This window comes from Streptomyces sp. NPDC006365, from assembly GCF_042870755.1.
GTDB classification, from domain to species: Bacteria; Actinomycetota; Actinomycetes; order Streptomycetales; family Streptomycetaceae; genus Streptomyces; species Streptomyces xiangluensis.
This window is the reverse complement of record NZ_JBIAHS010000001.1, coordinates 346,348-362,651: the sequence shown is the minus strand read 5'-3', so window position 1 is coordinate 362,651 and position 16,304 is coordinate 346,348. Positions and strand designations below refer to the sequence as shown.

At 70.2% G+C, this 16,304-nt stretch carries 14 protein-coding genes; 7 read left to right on the top strand and 7 right to left on the bottom strand.

Annotation, left to right across the window (positions count from 1 at the left end; all coding sequences use genetic code 11):
- Positions 1 to 19: 19 nt before the first annotated feature.
- Entirely contained in the window at positions 20 to 871 is an 852-nt protein-coding gene (locus ACFYO0_RS01670) for an alpha/beta fold hydrolase (protein WP_388668912.1), read from the top strand.
- A gap of 280 nt (positions 872 to 1,151) precedes the next feature.
- Here ACFYO0_RS01670 and ACFYO0_RS01665 read toward each other — a convergent pair whose 3' ends face one another.
- The gene (locus ACFYO0_RS01665; protein WP_388668909.1) at positions 1,152 to 1,634 is read right to left on the bottom strand and encodes a GNAT family N-acetyltransferase; all 483 of its coding nucleotides are present in this window, start codon (positions 1,632 to 1,634) and stop codon (positions 1,152 to 1,154) included.
- A gap of 59 nt (positions 1,635 to 1,693) precedes the next feature.
- On the bottom strand, positions 1,694 to 1,870 hold the full coding sequence (locus ACFYO0_RS01660; RefSeq protein WP_388668906.1) for a hypothetical protein: 177 nt from the start codon (positions 1,868 to 1,870) through the stop codon (positions 1,694 to 1,696).
- Positions 1,871 to 2,274: 404 nt separating this feature from the next.
- Here ACFYO0_RS01660 and ACFYO0_RS01655 point away from each other — a divergent pair, with 404 nt between their 5' ends.
- From ACFYO0_RS01655 to ACFYO0_RS01640, 4 genes are all read left to right on the top strand, one after another.
- Positions 2,275 to 3,363 carry an S-(hydroxymethyl)mycothiol dehydrogenase gene (locus tag ACFYO0_RS01655; protein ID WP_388668903.1) on the top strand — a complete coding sequence of 363 codons (1,089 nt, stop codon included), beginning with the start codon at positions 2,275 to 2,277 and terminating at the stop codon, positions 3,361 to 3,363.
- Positions 3,363 to 3,992, top strand: coding sequence for an MBL fold metallo-hydrolase (locus ACFYO0_RS01650; protein WP_388668900.1), 630 nt, complete (start codon positions 3,363 to 3,365; stop codon positions 3,990 to 3,992). The genes ACFYO0_RS01655 and ACFYO0_RS01650 overlap by 1 nt, the downstream gene beginning before the upstream one ends.
- A gap of 145 nt (positions 3,993 to 4,137) precedes the next feature.
- Positions 4,138 to 4,656, top strand: coding sequence for a hypothetical protein (locus ACFYO0_RS01645; protein ID WP_388668897.1), 519 nt, complete (start codon positions 4,138 to 4,140; stop codon positions 4,654 to 4,656).
- Between the two features lie 43 nt (positions 4,657 to 4,699).
- Complete coding sequence (locus ACFYO0_RS01640) at positions 4,700 to 5,530, top strand: SDR family oxidoreductase (RefSeq protein WP_388668894.1); 831 nt, start codon at positions 4,700 to 4,702, stop codon at positions 5,528 to 5,530.
- Positions 5,531 to 5,716: 186 nt separating this feature from the next.
- Here ACFYO0_RS01640 and ACFYO0_RS01635 read toward each other — a convergent pair whose 3' ends face one another.
- The 4 genes from ACFYO0_RS01635 to glgA form a co-directional block, all read right to left on the bottom strand.
- A complete protein-coding gene (locus ACFYO0_RS01635) occupies positions 5,717 to 7,213 on the bottom strand; it encodes an SDR family NAD(P)-dependent oxidoreductase (RefSeq protein WP_388668891.1) in 1,497 nt (498 codons plus the stop codon).
- A 113-nt stretch (positions 7,214 to 7,326) separates the two neighbouring features.
- Entirely contained in the window at positions 7,327 to 8,664 is a 1,338-nt protein-coding gene (locus tag ACFYO0_RS01630) for a wax ester/triacylglycerol synthase family O-acyltransferase (RefSeq protein WP_388668888.1), read from the bottom strand.
- Between the two features lie 366 nt (positions 8,665 to 9,030).
- Positions 9,031 to 10,251, bottom strand: a complete 1,221-nt coding sequence (gene glgC, locus ACFYO0_RS01625; RefSeq protein ID WP_388668885.1) for a glucose-1-phosphate adenylyltransferase — start codon at positions 10,249 to 10,251, stop codon at positions 9,031 to 9,033.
- A 60-nt stretch (positions 10,252 to 10,311) separates the two neighbouring features.
- Entirely contained in the window at positions 10,312 to 11,472 is a 1,161-nt protein-coding gene (gene glgA / locus ACFYO0_RS01620) for a glycogen synthase (RefSeq protein WP_388668882.1), read from the bottom strand.
- 405 nt (positions 11,473 to 11,877) lie between these two features.
- On the opposite strand from glgA, the gene ACFYO0_RS01615 reads away from it, so the two are divergent.
- A complete protein-coding gene (locus tag ACFYO0_RS01615) occupies positions 11,878 to 13,080 on the top strand; it encodes a DMT family transporter (RefSeq protein ID WP_388668879.1) in 1,203 nt (400 codons plus the stop codon).
- 25 nt (positions 13,081 to 13,105) lie between these two features.
- Here ACFYO0_RS01615 and ACFYO0_RS01610 read toward each other — a convergent pair whose 3' ends face one another.
- On the bottom strand, positions 13,106 to 14,260 hold the full coding sequence (locus ACFYO0_RS01610; protein ID WP_388668876.1) for a transglycosylase family protein: 1,155 nt from the start codon (positions 14,258 to 14,260) through the stop codon (positions 13,106 to 13,108).
- Positions 14,261 to 14,495: 235 nt separating this feature from the next.
- Here ACFYO0_RS01610 and gndA point away from each other — a divergent pair, with 235 nt between their 5' ends.
- Positions 14,496 to 15,935, top strand: coding sequence for an NADP-dependent phosphogluconate dehydrogenase (gene gndA, locus ACFYO0_RS01605; RefSeq protein WP_388668873.1), 1,440 nt, complete (start codon positions 14,496 to 14,498; stop codon positions 15,933 to 15,935).
- Positions 15,936 to 16,304 lie beyond the last annotated feature (369 nt).

The following is a 16,304-nucleotide window of genomic DNA, read 5'->3' as shown; positions in this document are numbered from 1 at the left end:
CGCGGATCAGGATGACGCCATGCCCGCCTTCGCCGCCGACGACGGAACCGAACTCGCCTATCACGTCGTGGGCGAGGGCGAACCGCTGCTCTGTCTGCCCGGCGGCCCCATGCGGGCCTCCGCCTACCTGGGCGATCTCGGCGGTCTTTCCAGGCATCGGCAACTGGTCCTGCTCGACCTCCGGGGCACGGGTGACTCCGCGATCCCGGCCGACCCGGCCACGTACCGCTGCGATCGGCAGGGACCCGATGCCGAGGCCCTGCGCCGCCACCTCGGCCTGGAGCACATCGACGTACTCGCGCACTCGGCGGCCGGAGACCTCGCCCTGCTCTACGCTGCCGAGAACCCCGAACGCGTACGGAGCCTCACGCTGATCACCGCCCGGGCCCGCGCCCTCGGCGTCGACTTCACCGAGGAGCACCGTCGGGAGGCTGCCGCCCTGCGCTCGGCCGAGCCGTGGTTCGCCGCCACCCGCGTTTCCTTCGAGGCGTTCTTGGCCGGCACCGCGACCGACGCCGACTGGGACGCCATCGCGCCGTACTTCTACGGCCGTTGGGACGAGGCGGCGCAGGCACACGCCGCGCTGGACGTGGCGCAGAGCAACGACAAGGCCGGGGAAATCTACGCCTCGCCCGGCGCCTTCGAGCCCGCGACCACACGCGCCGCCATCGCCGCGTTGCGCGCACCGGTCCTGCTCATGGCCGGTGAGCTGGACAGCGGCCCGCGCCCTCGCGTCGCCACCGCCATCGCACGGCTGTTCCGCCATGCGGAGGTGGCCGTGCAGCCGGGCGGCGGCCACTTCCCGTGGCTGGACGATCCGGATCACTTCACAGCGACGGTCGGGGCATTCCTCGCCCGGAACCGCGGCTGATCAATAGACCGCACCCCCAACTTCTCGCGCCCTCCCGCCGCCGGGAGGGGGCGTGGGCCGATGCCTCTCGTATGCCCGTCGCGCAGGTTCTGTCTCAGGTCACCTGCGCCCTGCGGAAGCCGGAGCGCCGTATGCCCACCCTGCAACGGGCTGACGCACAGGCCCACGGCCCCGCACCCACCACCCGCCCAAGGGGCGCGGGGCTCGGACATCAGCGGCTCCGCCGGGCGCGACCAGCCACCCACAGACCCGCAGCCAAAAAGCCGCAGCCAGCGGAGCGTCACAGCGCCCGGTACATGATGTGCAGCCCTACCAGCCCATGGCGCGGATGCTCGAACGCCTCCGGAACGGTGCCCAGGATCGTGAAGCCGAGGGACGTCCACAGGTGAACAGCGGGGTTAGTCTCCACGACGGCGTTGAACACCATGCCCCGGTATCCCTCGGCCTTCGCCGTGGTCAGGACGTGTTCGGCGAGGCCGCGGCCGATGCCGCGGCCCGCGTGGTCCGGGTCGACCATGAAGCCGGCGTTGGCGATACGGGCCGCGGGCCCGCCGTAGTTGGGCGTGACATAGGCCGAGCCGACGACCGCTCCGGTGGCGTCCTCGGCGACGTACACGCGCTTGCCCGGTGCCATCCACAGGGCGCGGGCGTCCTCTTCGGAGGTGGCCGGGTCCCAGGCGTAGGTCTCGGCGGCGGCGACGATGCGGTGCCAGAAAGGCCAAATCCGCGGCCAGTCGTCGGCCGCGGCTTCTCTGATCAGCATGGGCGTGAGTCTGGCACGCCCATGCCGTCAGCGATCGCGCTGATCCCTCGGGGAACGCTTCAGTCCACGCTGGGCAGGATGTGCGGTTCCGCGAGGTCGTCCTCGTAACCCGCCAGGCGGATCGGGGCAGACCTGGACCACACTTCGAGACTGCCGAGCATGTCCTCGGGCCCGCTGCCTTCGCGCTCCATGCGTTCCTTGGGGCGCCGATCGCTGTTCTTCGTCTCCGGTGTCACCGCGCACTCCTTATGTGTCGGATCACCCTCAGGGCATGCAGGCCGGTCTGCTACCGGTCACATGACGCCCGCTCGGGTCTGGATTACAGGCAGTACGGACGCGGTGGCGCCGGTAACTCAAGTGAGAGCAGGCCGTGGTGACCGGCTTGTCCCGGGACGGACCGTGGGTGTGGGTGGGACCCAATTATGCTGTCCGTTCCGGTACAGGGTACACAGATGAGCGGGGGTCCGCTCGATGGGGCTGAAAACAAAAGGTAACTGTTTCGAGTCGTTCTGCGACAAAACGGACTTCAAGCACACCAGCCTCCCTTGGTTCTCCATGGGTTGTCCACAGGCACGGAGCCAGCCGTCCTGCTCTGTGCCAACATGATCAAACGCGCCACTTTCACGCGAAGGAGCCCGACATGGCCGCCCAGCAGGTACGGGGTGTCATCGCCCCCGGCAAGAACGAGCCGGTTGAGGTCCGCACGATCCTGGTTCCGGATCCGGGTCCGGGCGAGGCCGTGGTCCAGGTGCAGGCCTGCGGGGTCTGCCACACGGACCTGCACTACAAGCAGGGCGGCATCAGCGACGAGTATCCGTTCCTTCTCGGCCACGAGGCCGCCGGGATCGTGGAGTCGGTCGGCGAGGGCGTGACCGAGGTGGCGCCCGGCGACTTCGTGATCCTCAACTGGCGTGCGGTGTGCGGCCGTTGCCGAGCCTGTCTGCGCGGGCGGCCCTGGTACTGCTTCGACACGCACAACGCCAAGCAGAAGATGACCCTGGAGGACGGCACGGAGCTCTCGCCCGCCCTTGGGATCGGTGCGTTCGCGGAGAAGACCCTGGTCGCGGCCGGTCAGTGCACCAAGGTGGACCCGTCCGTGTCCCCCGCGGTCGCTGGTCTGCTCGGCTGCGGGGTGATGGCTGGGATCGGCGCGGCCATCAACACCGGTTCGGTGACACGTGGCGACTCGGTGGCGGTCATCGGCTGCGGTGGCGTGGGCGACGCGGCGATCGCCGGTGCCAGTCTGGCCGGCGCGGCGCGCATCATCGCCGTCGACATCGACGACAAGAAGCTGGCCACGGCCCGGACGATGGGCGCCACCCACACGGTGAACTCGAAGAAGACCGACCCGGTCGAGGCCATCCGAGAACTGACCGGCGGATTCGGGGCGGACGTGGTCATCGAGGCGGTGGGCCGCCCGGAGACGTACAAGCAGGCGTTCTACGCCCGCGATCTTGCAGGCACGGTGGTCCTGGTCGGCGTCCCGACACCGGACATGAAGCTGGAGCTGCCGCTGCTGGACGTCTTCGGCCGGGGCGGCGCGCTCAAGTCCTCCTGGTACGGGGACTGTCTGCCCTCGCGTGACTTCCCGATGCTGGTCGACCTGCACCAGCAGGGGCGCCTCGACCTGGCGGCGTTCGTCACCGAGACCATCGAACTGGGAGCGGTGGAGCAGGCCTTCGACCGGATGCACCAGGGCGATGTGCTGCGTTCGGTGGTGGTGCTGTGATGGCCGCCCGTATCGAGCACCTGGTCACCTCCGGCACGTTCAGCCTGGACGGCGGTACGTGGGACGTCGACAACAACGTATGGATCGTGGGCGACGACTCCGAGGCCATAGTGATCGACGCCGCCCATGACGCCGACGCCATCGCCGAGGCGATCGGCGACCGCCGGCTCGTGGCCGTCGTCTGCACGCACGCGCACAACGACCACATCGACGCGGCCCCCGCCCTGGCCGCCCGCACCGGCGCCCCGATCCTCCTCCACCCCGACGACCTCCCGCTGTGGAAGCAGACCCACCCGAACCGGTTGCCGGACGGTGAACTGACCGATGGGCAGCGGCTGTCGGTGGCCGGCACGGAGCTGACCGTGCTGCACACGCCGGGTCACGCCCCGGGCGCCGTCTGCCTGCACGCCCCGCAGCTGAGCACCGTCTTCACGGGCGACACGCTCTTCCAGGGCGGGCCCGGCGCGACGGGACGCTCCTTCTCCCACTTCCCGACCATCATCGAATCGATCCGCGACCGGCTGCTGACCCTGCCGCCCGAGACGGAGGCCCGTACCGGCCACGGCGACTCCACGACGATCGGTGCCGAAGCCCCGCACCTGAAGGAGTGGATGGACCGGGGCCACTGAGTCCGCGCGGTGAGACCGCGCTCGTTCGGGACGGCCGTGGGGTGCACTCGGTTCGCTATTCAGATCCTGTTGGTTCGGTTGAAAGCTGGCCATGATCTGCTGGCGCGGGACAACGGCCTTTCTCGCGGGCAGGGAGGACTGGCGCATGGAGCTGCGCAGTGTCGATGAGCTGATGGATCTGCTGCACGCCTGCCGGGGGGCCAGGGGCACCCCGGACCTCCCCCACTCGCGGACTCTCCCCCACTCTCGACTTCGCCCGGGCGGGGGGACCCCCATAAGCGGAGGGCCCCCCGCCGGCGGCTCGCTCGATCTGCACGATCACGCACTGCAGACCGCCGCGCTGTTGCGGCGCGGTCATCCCAGTGACAAGGAACTCCAGGTGGCCGGCCTGGTGCACGGCATAGGGCAGCTGTTGCACCCCGGTGACGAGGCCCGTCACGCGGACCACGCGGCGGACGCCGTGCGGTCCCTGCTCGGCGAGCGGGTCGCCCGTCTCGTACGCCTGCATGCCGCCCCGTGGGACGACGGCCCGTTCGACGACGACGTGCTGTCCCTGCGGCAGGCGGACGAGGCGGGCAAGGTCGCCGGGCTGAACGCCGGCGTGCTGGAGGACTGGCGCACCGTCCTGGAGCTGGTCGCGGCGCGCGCCACCGTCCGCCGCTGACGCACCTCTGGTAGCTGACGGCCCGTCATGAGAACGTACGCGGATGACTTCGCCGTACGGGCTCACGGGCAGGGCCGCGATCGTCACCGGTGCTTCGCGCGGGATCGGGCGAGCGGTCGCGGAGGCCCTCGTCCAAGCGGGCGCACGGGTGTGCGTGACCGCGCGGGATCCGGGCGGGGTGAGCCGGGTCGCCGACGAGCTCGGGGTCGTCGGGCTCGCGGGCTCGGTCACCGAACCGGCTCATCTGCACGAACTGACGGAGCTGACTCTGCGCGAGTTCGGGCGGATCGACCTGGTGGTGAACAACGCGGCGACGAACGAGCCGTACGGCCCGCTCATGGACGCCGACCCGGACCACTGGCGCGAGGCGTTCGCGGTCAACGTCGAGGCGCCGCTACGGCTGGTGCAGTGCGCCTGGCGGGCCTGGATGGCTCAGCACGGCGGGGCTGTGGTCAACGTCTGCACGGAGGGCGCCGCTCATGTGGGCCCCAACGTGGGCGCGTACGGCACCAGCAAAGCCGCCCTGCTGCACCTCACCCAGCAGCTCGCGGGCGAGCTGGCCCCGAAGGTGCGCGTCAACTCGGTCTCCCCCGGTCTTGTCCGGACCGAGATGGCGCGGTTCGTGTGGGAGCGGGGTGAGGACGAGGTGGCCGCCGGACTCCCGCTGGGCCGCATCGGTGAGCCCCAGGACATCGCGCGAGCAGTCCTGTGGCTGGCCTCGGACGCGGCGGAGTGGATCACGGGGGCGGACCTGCTGGTGGACGGCGGAACGAGAGTACGGGCGGCACACACGGCGACGGCGTACGCCGTCCACGAGCGCCTGCGGTCACGGGCGCCGCGGGATACCGACAGCAGCGCGTCCTCACACGGCTGAGCACGACACGATGTGCACAGGGTGCCCGAGATCAAGGCGGCTACGCGATTGCCCCCCAACAGGGCAACAGGCCCGCGGAGGGCCTGCACGGAGTCGAACCACGAAGAACGCGTCGCCTGCGCACCGGGCACCCTCACGGTAGGACAGCGGCCACCGCACGGGCCACCGGATTACCCCGGGCGGGCCCTACCACTTGCCGGGCGCGTAGTCCTTCAGGAACACCCCGTACAGGTCCTCGCCCTGCTCGCCCCGCACGATCGGGTCGTACACCCTCGCAGCCCCGTCGACCAGGTCGAGGGGCGCGTGGAACCCCGCGTCGGCGAGGCGCATCTTGTCCGGGTGGGGGCGCTCGTCGGTGATCCAGCCGGTGTCGACGGCGGTCATCAGGATGCGGTCCTTCTCGAACATCTCCTGGGCGCTGGTGCGCGTGAGCATGTTGAGCGCGGCCTTGGCCATGTTGGTGTGCGGGTGCCCCGCGCCCTTGTAGCCGCGGCTGAAGACGCCCTCCATGGCGGACACGTTCACGATGTACGTACGGTTCGCCCCCGAGGCCGCCATCGTGGCGCGCAGTCGGCTGATGAGGATGAACGGCGCGGTGGAGTTGCAGAGCTGGACCTCGAGCAGCTCGACGGGAGTGACCTCCTCCACGGACTGGATCCAGCTGTTGGTGTCGTGCAGGTCGGGCACGAGACCGCCGGCGTCGATCGCCGTGCCGGCCGCGATGCGCTCCAGGGAGGCTGACCCGGAGACCAGCGCGAGGTCCGTGACGTCCTGGGCGGTCAGCTCGCCGCCACCGGCCACCGGCAGTGCGGCCACGGCACCGGAGCCGAAGGTGCCGATCACCTCGGCGGGCGGCAGCTCGCCCGCGGGGAGCGGGGCGGACTCGGCGGCGAGCAGTTCGCTGTAGGCCCCCGGGGAGCGGCGTACCGTCTGGGCCGCGTTGTTGATCAGGATGTCGAGCGGGCCCGCGGCGGCGACCGAGTCGGCGAGCGCGACCACCTGGGCGGGGTCACGCAGGTCGATGCCGACGATCTTCAGGCGCCCGATCCACTCGTCACTGTCGGGCATGGCCTTGAAGCGGCGGATCGCGTCGTTCGGGAAGCGTGTGGTGATCGTGGTGTGCGCACCGTCGCGCAGCAGGCGCAGCGCGATATACATGCCGATCTTGGCGCGGCCGCCGGTGAGCAGCGCGCGCTTGCCGGTGAGATCCGCGCGGGCGTCGCGGCGGGCCCGGTTGTCGGCGGCGCACTCCTGGCAGAGCTGGTGGTAGAAGTAGTCGACCTCGACGTACCGGGACTTGCAGATGTAACAGGAGCGCGGGCGCCGAAGTATCCCCGCGATCTGCCCGGCCTCGATGGCCGACGAGGGCAGGACGCCCTCGGTCTCGTCGTCGATGCGCTGGGCCGAACCTGTCGCCGTCGCCTCCGTGACCGCCTTGTCGTGGGCGGTCTTGGCGGCCCGGCGTTCCTGGCGGCGGCGCTGCTTCACCGTGCGGTAGACGCCCGCGGTGGCGCGACGCACGGCAACGGCGTCGGGGTGGTCGACCTCCAGCTTGTCCAGCTCCTCGAGCACGCTGAGGCAGACAGCCAGCCGCTCCGGGTCGATGCCGGGACCGTACGAGGCCTCCGCCCCCTCTGCCGTGTCCACGGCGGGGGTCGCCTGGCTGTCCTGTGTCACCGTCATCGCCGTTGCTTCCTCGGGGTTCCGCGCCGCGCTCGAACCGCGCTCGCTTTCGAAGGCGGAATTTTACGGAGCGCGGGGCGAAGGCGCCAAACCCGGCGTGATCACGGCTCCCGTCAGGGCGCGCAGGCGACGTTCAGCTCCTCCACCTCCGCGATCACCGCCTTGGCCAGCCGGTCCAGGTCCGGCACGGCCTCCGCATCGGCGACGAGCCCGTAGTGGACGCGCCCGCGGTAGGTGGAGACCGCGACCGCGAGGGACTGGCCGCGGGCGAGCGGGGCGAGCGGATAGACCTCGGTGAGCGGGCAGCCGCCGAGCTTCAGACCGAGGCTGGGCAGCGGCACGCTGGTGACCAGGATGTCGAAGAGCAGCCGGGCGGCCTGGCCGACGACGGGTCCGCCGAGCCGGTGCCCGAGCGGCAGCACATGGTCGGCGAGCAGGGCGACGGCGCCCGCGCCCCGGTTGGGGCCCGCGTCCTTGTTGTGGTTCATGGCCGTACGCACCGTGTCGAGCCGACCGAGCGGGTCCGCATCGTCGACGGGCAGCTTGATCAGATAGCCGGAGAGCCGGTTGCCCTGGGGGTGCGCGGTGCGCGGGCGGCGCTTGGAGACGGGGATCAGGGCCCGGGGCTCGACGCCCTCGCTGCCGTCGCCGCGCTCGTCCAGCCAGCGGCGCAGAGCGCCCGCGACGATCGCGATCAGTACGTCGTTGACGGTGCCGCCCGCGCTCTTGCGGATCTTGTGCACCTCGTCGAGGTCCAGGTTCACGCCCGCGATACGGCGGGTGCCGGTGGGCTCCGACACCAGGGCGGACGAGGAGCGTACGCCCAAGGTGGCGCGGGCGACGGAGGCGCCGATGTCGAGGGCCCGGCCCACGTCGGAGAGGGTGCCGCGGACGAGACCCGGCAGTTTGCGCACGTCCGGGAGGAGGCCGCGTGCGGGCTCTTCGGGGCGTGGGCGGGGCTCGGGCAGGTCCATGGGGTCCATGACCGCCGCCGCGAGCGTCAGCGCCCGCAGTCCGTCGGCGAGGGCGTGGTGGAACTTGAAGAGCACGGCGAACGACGTGCCGTCCACGCCGGGCAGCACATGCGCCTCCCACGGCGGCCTGCCGCGCTCCAGCGGGCGCTGCATGAGTTCGCCCGCCGATTCGTGGAAGTCCGCGGTCGGCGCGTGCAACCGGACATGGTCGAGCGGGTCGAAGTCGGGGGCGGGCTCGCGGGCCGCGCCGCCGAAGGCCAGCGGCTGCCCGAAGGCCAGAGGCCGCCACACGTCACGGATCCGCATCCGCAGCCCGGGCACGCCCGCGGCGCGGGCCGCGAGCAGGTCGGCGGCGTGGGCGCCCGCTGCGGGCGAATGGGTCTCGAAGACACCGAGGGCGCCGAGATGCATGGGGTGCTCGGCGGACTCGATGTTCCAGAACGCCAGGTCGAGTGGTGCAAGCAGGTCGGAGGTCAATGGCTTGCTCTCGCGTCGACGACGGGTGAACAAGCAGTCAACCCCCGACAAGCGATTACGGTCAAGTACGATCAAGCTACGCACAGTTAACAGCAGATTAAGTCCCATCCCCCATGTGAGTGATGGGACCTATGGGATTCATGAGGTCGTTTCAGTGTGGTCGAAGCGGCCCGCGGGCCGGATACAGCCGGGCGGCCCGCCCGCCCGCCGAGAAGGTGAGCGGGCGGATTCCGCACAGCGCGCCGGTCGCAGGAATCAGCCGGATGGCCGTCACGCGACCGGGCAGCCCGCAGTCCAGGGACATGACGGAGATGACAAACGGCCCCGGTGCCTACTCCGCACCGAGGCCGTCTCGATGATCACCTCTTACGACACCTGCTGGCCCTTCCCCAGCGCGATCACACCGCCCTTGGAAACCGTGTAGAGCTCCTGGTCCCGTTCCGGATTGACGCCGATCGTCGCTCCCGGCGGTACCTGTACGTTCTTGTCGAGCACCGCGCCCCGTACCACCGCGCCCCGCCCGATGTGGACGTTGTCGTGCAGCACGGAGCCCTGGACTACGGCGCCCGGGTCGACGACCACACCCGGCGAGAGCACCGACCGGCTGACCTGGCCGCGGATGAGGCAGCCGGCGCTGATGATCGACTCGCTGGCGATGCCGCCGGCGTTGAAGCGGGCCGGGGACAGCTGACCGGAGTGGGTGTAGATGGGCCACTGGCGGTTGTAGAGGTTGAAGGCGGGCCGCTCGGCGATCAGATCCATATGGGCGTCGTAGTACGCGTCGAGGGTGCCGACGTCACGCCAGTACCCCTGGTCGCGCACGGTCTCACCGGGCACATGGTTGGCGCTGAAGTCGTACAGCTGGGCCTCGCCGCGTTCAGTGAGCTGCGGCAGGATCGAGCCGCCCATGTCGTGTACGGAGTTCTCGTCCTCGGAGTCCCGCTGGAGGGCCTCGATGAGGGCTTTGGTGGTGAAGATGTAGTTGCCCATCGAGGCGAAGACGGACTCGGGATCGTCCGGGAGACCCGGCGGGTCGGCCGGCTTCTCCAGGAAGCTGTCCACGGTCTGCCCGTCGGATCCCGGAGCGATGACGCCGAAGGCCGACGACTCGCCCCGCGGCACCCGTATCCCGGCGACGGTCACGCCGGCCCCGCTCTCGATGTGCTGGGCGAGCATCTGCCGCGGATCCATGCGGTACACATGGTCGGCGCCGAACACCGCCACGTACTCGGGCTGTTCGTCGTACACGAGGTTCAGCGACTGCAGGATCGCGTCGGCGCTGCCCAGGTACCAGCGCGGGCCGAGCCGCTGCTGGGCCGGGACCGGCGTGACGTAGTTGCCCAGCAGGCTGGACATCCGCCAGGTCGTGGTGATGTGCCGGTCCAGCGAATGCGACTTGTACTGCGTGAGTACGCAGATGCGCAGGATGTCAGCGTTGACAAGGTTGGAAAGAACGAAGTCCACGAGGCGATACGTTCCGCCAAACGTGACCGCGGGTTTCGCACGGTCGGCGGTCAGGGGCATCAGACGCTTGCCCTCACCGCCCGCCAGTACGATTCCCAGCACCGAAGGTCCACCGCGTCGCATGCCGTGCCGCCCCTCTACCGCCCGGTTGTGCCACTTTCTTGTACCTCACCTGCTTGAGGCTTACCCCTCTTTGCGGAGTTCCTCATACAGCTGGACCGTGCGCCGGGCCACCGCGTCCCAGCCGAACTCCCGCACCGCCCGTTCCTTGCCCGCCTCGCCCATCCGCCGGGCTGTCTCGGGGTCGGCGAGCAGTGCGTCGAGGGCGCGCGCGAGCTGCGCCGCGTGCTCCTCGGCGCTCTCGTCGACGGATACGAGCAGACCCGTCTCGCCGTCCTCGACGACCTCGGGGATCCCGCCGACGCGCGAGGCGACCACGGCGGTGCCGCAGGCCATCGCCTCCAGGTTGACGATGCCCAGCGGCTCGTACACCGAGGGGCACACGAACACAGCGGCGTGCGTGAGGAGTTGGATCACGTCCGGGCGCGGCAGCATCTGCGGGATCCAGAACACGCCCTGGCGTACGCGGCTGAGTTCCTGGAAGAGATCGCGGAACTCCCGGTCGATCTCCGGCGTGTCGGGAGCGCCCGCGCACAGGACGACCTGTGCGGCCGGGTCGATGTCCCGGACGGCACGCAACAGTCGGGGCACGCCCTTCTGGCGGGTGATGCGGCCGACGAACAGGACGTACGGGCGGCCGGTATCGAGGCCCACGCGTTCGAGGACGTCCGTGCCGTGGTCCGGCTGGTACAGGGAGGTGTCGATGCCGTTGTGCACGACGCGCACCTTCGCCGGGTCCAGGGCCGGGTAGCAGCCGAGGATGTCCTCGCGCATGGCTCCGGAGACGGCGATCACGGCGTCGGCGGCCTCGATCGCGGTGCGTTCGGCCCAGCTCGACAGGGCGTAACCGCCGCCGAGCTGCTCGGCCTTCCAGGGGCGCAGCGGCTCCAGGGAGTGGGCGGTCATCACGTGTGGAATGCCATACAGCATTTTCGCCAGGTGGCCGGCGAGATTGGCGTACCAGGTGTGCGAGTGGACGAGCTCCCGGCCTTCGAGGGCGGCGGTCATCGAGAGGTCCACGGAGAAGGTGCGCAGCGCGTCGTTGGCGCCGTCGAGCGTGGGCCAGGGCCGGTGGCGGACGACTCCGCCCGCGGCGCCCTCGCCCCAGCAGTGCACATCGAGGTCCGTGAGGGGCCGCAGCTCCCTGGCGAGGAACTCGACATGGACGCCCGCGCCGCCGTACACGTCCGGCGGGTATTCCCGGGTCAACAGGCCCACTCGCACCCGGTTACCCCCTGTCTCAGCGGCTTGTTCCCACATGGTCACCCAGAACAGGCCCGCGGGGGAAGAGCGCAAGTGACCGCGGGGGCCGGAACGGTGCGATGGGCGGGCGAAGCGAACCGGTGTGCGACCTCGCGGACACGGAATGTGGCCACGACCGAGCTCCGCGGAATTCGAGTAGACCAAACGGGCATACCGGTTCCAGCATGGGAGTTGTAGCCGGTGTCACCCAACCTGGGGAGGACGGGGCGCAGGTCGTACTCCATCGGCAGTAGGACCCAATGCCTGCTCAAGGACGACGACGCGAGCGCCTTCGAAGGGCATCGTATTCACCATGAAAACCGACCGTTCGCCGCGCCGGACTCCCCGCCAGCCGGAGCGCGCCAGCCAGACGCAGAGGAGGGACCCATGAGCGCCCTCGCACTGTCTGTGCTGCTTTCGCTCGTGTCCGCCGTCGCCTACGCCGGCGGCGCGATCGTGCAGGAACGGGTCGCCGCGGCCACGCCGGACCAGTCGTACGCTCCCATGCGCCGGCCCGCCTGGTGGGCCGCGGTGGGTCTCAACGGCCTCGGTGGTCTGCTGCACGTTGTGGCCCTCGCCTTCGGCCCTCTGAGTCTGGTGCAGCCGCTCGGCGCACTGACCATTGTGTTCGCGCTTCCCATGGCGGCTCTCTTCGTTCGCCGTAAGGCCGGTGCGACAGCCTGGCGGGGCGCCATCATGGCGACGGTCGGCCTGGCCGGACTGCTCTCGCTGGTCGGCACGGCCGATTCGCAGTCCCTGGACAACTCCCAGCAGCTGGCGGTGGCCCTGGCCACCGGCGGCGCGGTGGTGGCGCTGATGACGGCGGCCCGCGCGGCACACCGCCACCCGGCGGTGCGCAGTGTGCTGCTGGCAATCGCCTCCGGTGTCGCGTTCGGTATGTCGTCGGTGTTCACGAAGACGGTCGCGGTGGACTGGACGGGCGGCTTCGCACTCGGCCAGCTGCCCACCCTGGCGGTGATCGGCGTCCTGGCCACGGCCGGCATGCTGCTCTCACAGGCCTCCTACCGGGGCGCGGGACTCGCGGCGCCGCTGGCCACACTGACGGTGGTGAACCCTGTGGTGGCGGCCGCGGTCGGCATCACGATGTTCGGCGAGACCTTCCGTTACGGCTCGACGGGCACCGCCCTCGCGCTGGGCTGCGGAGTCATCGCGGCGGGCGGCCTCATCCTCCTGACGTCGGAGCGGATCAGCAGCACGGAGCGTACGGAGCCGGTTCCGGCCGAACCCGCCGTCGTGGCAGGGGCGCCGGCCGACGGGGTGGCCCTGCTGCCCGGGCAGCGGACCCCCGAGGTGGCAGGGCGGGTCGCCGCGGCGGCCCCGGTACGGGAAGCAGCTGGGCCGGTGCGGGAAGAGGTGCCGCTCGCGCCGACCGCGGTCGTCGTGCCGACGCCGGTGGCCGTGCGAGAGGCGGCCGGCCGGGCACGCACCGGGTCCAGTGGGCCGCCGCCGGGCGACGGTGCGCGGGACGGCACGGACGAACCGGCCCGGCAGCAAGGCCCGTACTACAACGGCCTCTATATCCCGCTGCTCCCGGTGCCGCTGGTGGCCGGCTCCCGCATCAAAACCTGATATCAGGCCTACGAGTCTGAAGCTGTCAGAGACTGACGCCACCCTTGCGCAGATAAGCGACCGGATCGATGTCGCTGCCGAATTCGGGCCCCGTCCGCACCTCGAAGTGCAGATGCGGGCCCGAACTGTTGCCCGTGGAGCCGGAGCGGCCGATGCGCTGCCCGCTCACCACTTTCTGCCCGTCCTTCACGGAGATCGCCGACAGATGGGCGTACTGGGTGTAGCGGCCGTCGGCGTGCTTGATGACCACCTGGTAGCCGAAGGATCCGCCCCAGCCCGAGGTCACTACCTCGCCCCCGGCGACCGACTTGACGGAGGTGCCGGTGGGCACCGGGAAGTCGACGCCCGTGTGATAGCCCTGCGACCAGGACGAACCCGTGGCGCGGTACGGCGTTCCGGCGCCGGCCTCCACCGGGGCGGTGACGGTACGCGCCGACTCACGGGGCTTGCTCTCGGCCCGCTCTTCCTTCTTCTCGGGCTTCTCGGGAGCGGTCGTGTTGGACACCGGCGTACCGGAAGCGGGCTTGTCCGGGGCCTTGGTGCGCAGGCTCAGCCGCTGGCCGGGGACGATCATGTTCGGGTCGGCGCCGATGGTCTTGCGGTTGGTGTCGTACAACTGCCGCCAGCCGCCCTGGACTTCACGGGAGCCGGCAATGCCGGACAGCGTGTCGCCGCGGACGACGGTGTACATCTCGGCGGTGCCGGCCTGGGACTGGGGCGTGGTCTGAGGCTGTACGTCGCGGACGGTGCGCTGGGGTTTACGGTCCGCGGTGCCCGAAGGGTTGATGTCAGGGGTGTCACCGCCACGGGTGAGACCCGCGCGCACGGAGCACACCGGCCAGGCGCCGGGGCCCTGGCCATCGAGGACCTTCTCGGCGATGGCGATCTGCTGGTCCTTGGTGGCGAGGTCGGCGCGTGCCGCGTAGGCCGTGCCGCCAAAGGCCTCCCAGGTGGACTGGCTGAACTGCAGCCCGCCGTAATAGCCGTTGCCGGTGTTGATGTCCCACTTGTTGCTGGACTCGCAGGCGGCGACCTTGTTCCAGGTGTCCACATCGGCCGCGTCGGCAACCCCGGTGGCTATGAGGGGCATCGCCATTCCGGCGCCACCCGCCGTGACCGTCAGCGAAGCGCGGTTGATCCTGTTCGGCTGATACCGGCGGTGCCGGCCCCGTACGGCCATGGAGTGAGCCCCCTCGACATGCGTCAGCGGGGGCAAAAGTAAACGCCGCGAACAGGCCATGACAAGGCGGCAATCAGCCGCTCTGTCCCGCCAAGTGACTGAGAATGCACCCTTGTTGCGAGTCGGCTGAGGCAGAACGGCACACCATGCGTACACATCGTCGGCAAGTCAGGATGGTCAGTGGGGCGATACTGACGAGCACCACCGTTTTCAGGACCTTTTAGGAGCCAACCGTATGAGCACTTCAGCGCAGATCGGCGTGACGGGTCTCGCGGTCATGGGGCGCAATCTCGCCCGTAACTTCGCGCGCAACGGGTACACGGTCGCCCTGCACAACCGGACGGCGTCGCGCACGCACGCGCTGGTCGAGGAGTTCGGCAGCGAGGGCAACTTCATCGCGGCCGAGACCGCCAAGGAGTTCGTGGCCGCCCTGGAGCGCCCGCGCCGACTGGTGATCATGGTGAAGGCCGGTGACCCGACCGACGCGGTGATCCAGGAGTTCGCCCCGCTTCTGGAGCCCGGCGACATGATCATCGACGGGGGCAACGCCCACTTCGCGGACACCCGGCGCCGGGAGCGGGACCTGCGCGCGCAGGGCATCCACTTCGTCGGCATGGGCGTCTCCGGCGGCGAGGAAGGCGCTCTGAACGGACCGAGCATCATGCCGGGCGGCCCGAAGGAGTCGTACGACTCGCTGGGCCCGATGCTGGAGAAGATCTCGGCCAAGGCGGCCGACGGTTCGCCCTGCGTCTCCCATGTCGGTCCGGACGGTGCCGGTCACTTCGTGAAGATGGTGCACAACGGCATCGAGTACGCGGACATGCAGCTGATCGGCGAGGCCTACCAGCTGCTGCGTGATGTGGCGGGCTACTCCCCCTCGCAGATCGCGGACATCTTCCGCACCTGGAACACCGGACGCCTTGACTCCTATCTGATCGAGATCACCGCCGAGGTTCTGTCCCACGTGGACGCGGCCACGGGCAAGCCCTTCGTGGACGTCGTCCAGGACCAGGCCGAGCAGAAGGGCACCGGGCGCTGGACCGTGCAGATCGCGCTGGACCTCGGTGTGCCGGTTTCGGGCATCGCGGAGGCGGTCTTCGCCCGGTCGCTGTCGGGCCACACGGAGCTGCGGGAGGCCTCGCGCGGGCTCGCCGGGCCGAAGGCCACGCCGCTCGGCGAGTCGGAGGCGGCGGCCTTCGCCGACCAGGTGGAACAGGCGTTGTACGCCTCGAAGATCGTGTCGTACACGCAGGGCTTCCACAAGATCGCGGCGGGCAGCGCGGAGTACGACTGGAACATCGATCTGGGTGCGGTGTCCTCGCTCTGGCGCGGTGGGTGCATCATTCGCGCGGCGTTCCTCGATCGGATTCGGGCCGCTTACGATGCCCGGCCCGATCTGCCGAGCCTGCTGTCCGATGAAGGGTTCGCTCAGGAGATCGGGGCGGCTCAGGACGACTGGCGGGCGGTTCTGGGGGCGGCCGTTCAGCAGGGCGTTCCTACGCCTGGTTTTGCTGCGGCGCTGTCTTACTACGACGCGTTGCGTGCGGAGCGGTTGCCTGCGGCGCTCACTCAGGGGCAGCGGGACTTCTTCGGGGCGCACACGTATCGGCGTGTGGACCGGGAGGGGTCGTTCCACACCCTGTGGGGTGGGGATCGGTCCGAGGTGGCCGGCTAAGAGCTCGGGGGTGCTGGGAGGGGCGGCTGCGGGTTGTGTGTGGTTGATCGCGCCCACGCGGCGGAGCCGCAATTTGATACAGCCCCGCGCCTCTTGTGGGACGCCCGCCCCTGCTGAACCCGATCTGACACGTGGCCCGGTGCGGAAGTGTCCGCACCGGGCCACGTGATGTTTGCCGTCTACGGCTGCAGTGGGCCCGGCTTCGGCAGCGGCTCGGGGCCGGGAGGCTCCGGGACCGGGGACGGGCTGGGGTCTGGTACCGGGGACGGGCTGGGGTCTGGTACCGGGTGGGGCTTGGGGTTGGGGACCGGGTCCGGGAGGGGTTCCGGGCGGTCGGGGCCCGGACCCGGAGGAGGGCCCGGGCGGGTG